General features: G+C 73.8%; 2 protein-coding genes. One reads left to right on the top strand and one right to left on the bottom strand.

The window, feature by feature from the left end:
• Window positions 1-3 precede the first annotated feature (3 nt).
• A complete protein-coding gene (locus ABZ885_RS39685; protein ID WP_360199847.1) occupies window positions 4-1,128 on the bottom strand; it encodes a hypothetical protein in 1,125 nt (374 codons plus the stop codon).
• Window positions 1,129-1,392: 264 nt separating this feature from the next.
• Between ABZ885_RS39685 and ABZ885_RS39680 the strand changes: the two genes are divergently transcribed.
• Window positions 1,393-2,310: serine/threonine-protein kinase (locus tag ABZ885_RS39680; protein ID WP_360199845.1), on the top strand; the 918-nt coding region annotated here is incomplete at its 3' end.

Here is a 2,310-nt window from a genome sequence, read left to right as displayed (position 1 = left end):
GCGTCATTGAGCCCTCCGCGGCTCCATGGCCCCGGGGGTGTGTCCAGCACCCGCCGGGGCTTTCTGTTGTTGTGGGGCGACGATAGCCGAACTCCCCGAGGAGCCGGCGCCGCCGGTGTGGGTGTAGGCCGTCCAGTAGGACGCGGTGGTGGTGCCGTCGGCGACCGGGTTGCCGCCGGAGTCGCTGGGGTAGCTGCCGTTGAGGTGGTCGCCACCGGAGCCCGGGCCGGTGAAGTCGGCGCCGGTCACGTTGCCGCTGCTGATGGCCGCGCCGCCGCTGACCAGCTTGCCGTCGTTGCCGCCGCAGCCGACCGTCACCGTCTGGCCGCTGGTCGCCGCGTTCGGACCGCTCGCCTCGCTGTTGCGGACGGTGACGGTGGCCCCGCTGACGTTGATGTTGGCACCGCTGCAGACGGCGTAGGCGTAGGTCTCGTTGGTGGTGCCGCCGCCACCGCCGTTCCAGCCGACCGCGGCCCAGGAGTCGGGGTTGGTCTCGCCGTTGGACGCGGCCTTCCGGCCGTAGTCGTGGGCGGAGTTGTTGAACGTCGGGTAGCTCGCGATCGGCTTGAGGCTGCCGACGTCGGCGGGGGTGGTCCGGGCGCCGCCGCCGAGCAGACGGGTGCCCGACGGGCAGGTCGCCACGACCAGGGCCACGGTGGAGGCCGCGCTCGGACCCGCGACCTTGTTCATCACCACCTGGGTGTGGTTGATCAGGTTGCTGGTGAAGCAGACCGCGTACGGCGTGGTGGAGAAGGAGGCGTTGACCGCGCCGCCGCTGCCGCCGATGGCGAGCCAGTGGGTCACGTCGGTGCCGACGACGCCGGTGGAGCCGAGGTACTCGGTCGAGCCGTCGGAGCTCGGCTCGGTGCCGTTGACGTGGTTGCCGTTGGACGAACTGCCGGTGCCGATCGCCTGGTTGATGCCGCCGCCGGAGACCAGGCCGCTCGCGCAGTCCGCGTGGGTGGAGATCTCGGAGAACGTGGAGACGGGGCCGGCGGTGGCGCCGGGCGTCTTCACCGTCACACCGACGGTGTTGGCGTACGCGGTACCCGACACGGCGACCGTCAGGACGGCGCCGATCGCGAGCGCCTTGCCGGCGGCGAGTCGGCGCAGGAAGCCCATGGACATCGAGGAGTCCCTTCTCGTGCCGACGCGGCGCGATGGCCGGCGTCGGCGGGGATCGGAGGTTGAGGAGCGCTGACATCCTGTTGACCGACCCGTGGGTAGACCATTGGTGATCCGCACGGCGCGGCGCCGGCCCGCCTGGGCGGTCGTACAGTCGGCGGCCGGTTGTCCGGTCGTCCCCCGGAGCCGCCGTCCGGTCGTCCCCCGAGCCGCCGTCCGCACCCGTGGCCGCCGAGGTGGTCGGTGGGGACCTCTACGATGTGCGCCATGAACACTGGGGGGCCGCAGGCGCGGCTCATCGACGGCCGCTTCGAACTGATCGCACGCCTCGGCGGCGGGGGCATGGGCCTGGTCTGGCGTGCGCGGGACAACGCGCTGCACCGCGAGGTCGCGCTCAAGGAGGTCCGCCCGCCCGACCCGGCGATGGCCGAGGCCGACCCCGACGGTGCTCACGAGCTGCGCGAACGCGTGCTGCGCGAGGCCCGGGCGCTCGCCCGCCTCCAGCACCCCAACGTCGCGGTGATCCACCACATCATCGACACGCCCGAGCATCCGCACCCCTGGCTGGTGATGGAACTGGTCACCGGCGGCAGTCTCGCCGACCGGATCGCCAAGGGCCCGCTCAGCGTCCCCGAGGCCGCCCGGATCGGCCGCGGCGTGCTCGCCGCCCTGCGGACCGCCCACACGGCCGGCATCCTGCACCGCGACGTCAAGCCCGGCAACGTGCTGCTCCGCGCCGACGGCAGCCCGGTCCTCACCGACTTCGGCATCGCCGCGATGCAGGACGCCACCGCGCTCACCGCGACCGGCGCGCTGATCGGCTCGCCCGAGTACATCGCCCCGGAACGCATCCGCGGCGAGGAGGGCAACCCCTCCTCCGACCTCTGGTCGCTCGGCATGCTGCTGTACGTCGCGGTCGAGGGCCACCACCCGCTGCGCCGCGGCACCACGCTGGCCACCCTCGCCGCCGTCCTGGACGAGCCGCTGCCGCCGCCCGCCCGCTCGGGCCCGCTCGGCCCGGTACTGGCCGCCGTCCTGGGCCGCGACCCGCGGCTGCGCCCCGACGCCGAGCAGCTGGACCGTGCGCTCGCCGCCGCCGAGCAGCACGGCATGCCGGCCGCTTCCCAGCTTGGCCGCGGTGGGCAGCAGGGTCTTCTGCCCCTCCAGACACGGGGTGCGGCCGCC

This window comes from Kitasatospora sp. NPDC047058 (genome assembly GCF_040643935.1).
Classification (GTDB): Bacteria; Actinomycetota; Actinomycetes; order Streptomycetales; family Streptomycetaceae; genus Kitasatospora.
This window is presented reverse-complemented; position numbering and strand designations above follow the sequence as displayed.

Excerpts from the sequence above, each read along its gene's own strand:
- ABZ885_RS39685 (WP_360199847.1), bottom strand. The coding sequence starts at position 1,128 with ATGTCCATGGGCTTCCTGCGCCGACTCGCCGCCGGCAAGGCGCTCGCG.